This is a genomic window from Vibrio sp. 03_296, from assembly GCF_002265885.1.
Window position 1 is genome coordinate 1 of the sequence record NZ_NPKW01000297.1, and the last position, 972, is coordinate 972.

Below are 972 nucleotides of genomic sequence, written 5' to 3' on the forward strand. Positions count from 1 at the left end.
ACTGGCGAGCGTAGGCTGACAGGGATTCTACATAACGTCGTTGACCTTCAGCGTAAAGGGTATCAAAGGCCAAAGAAGATTCCCTGAACCCGATAAGCCAGTAATGACGATCAACTTATCTCGTGGGATAGTGAGATTAACATTTTTGAGATTATGGGTACGTGCTCCGCGAACTTCTATCTTGTCCATCTTTGATGCTCTGTGTAATACCAACAAGTTGAGCAAGTATTACATAGTGTGAGAAATGTGCAATAAAATACTGGATAAAAAAAACAGTTAAAAATAAGGCGCTTTATCCAGCGCCTTACGTATCGGTTTAAGAGGACGTTGATCACTTCTCTTTTTGCGTACTAAATTTACCCAACTCAGATTTCTTTTCATCTTTCAGATAAAGGTTTTGGTAGCAATAGTTGGTTGCTTCGATATAGCCATTCAACGCTGCCGCAATCAAACGACGACCTTAAATTTGTATTGCAAGCACACAACCTGCTTTTGCTTGTTTGAGTAGCGCGTCGGTGATTTGAATTTCACCGCCTTTACCTGGCTCTGTTTGCTCAATGAGATCAAAAATATCTGGGGTAAGAATGTAACGACCAATAATCGCAAGATTACTTGGCGCGGTGCCAGGTTCTGGCTTCTCCACCATGTTGTCTACGCGGAAAAGATCGTCTTTTATCATCTCACCAGAGATAACGCCATATTTATGGGTTTCATCTTCAGGTACTTCCTGAACTGCAACGATGGAACAACGGAACTGCTTAAACAGCGCGACCATTTGTGCCAAGACTCCTTGTTCTTCATTGACACAAAGGTCATCGGCTAACACCACAGCAAAAGGCTGATCCCCAACGAGCTCACGGCCCGTTAAGATGGCGTGCCCCTAAGCCCTTCATCTCACGTTCGGCGCTAATGTAGGTAAGTTCGCGGAGTCATCGAAAGCTCGTACATCTTCCAATAAGGCTTCTTTGTTGG

At 43.9% G+C, this 972-nt stretch carries 2 pseudogenes; both read right to left on the bottom strand.

The features are described 5' to 3' along the window. Nucleotides 1-189, bottom strand: a pseudogene (locus CIK04_RS24135) (hypothetical protein); the annotation flags it as partial. A 142-nt stretch (nucleotides 190-331) separates the two neighbouring features. Continuing rightward, nucleotides 332-972: pseudogene (locus CIK04_RS24140) on the bottom strand (sugar phosphate nucleotidyltransferase); the annotation flags it as partial.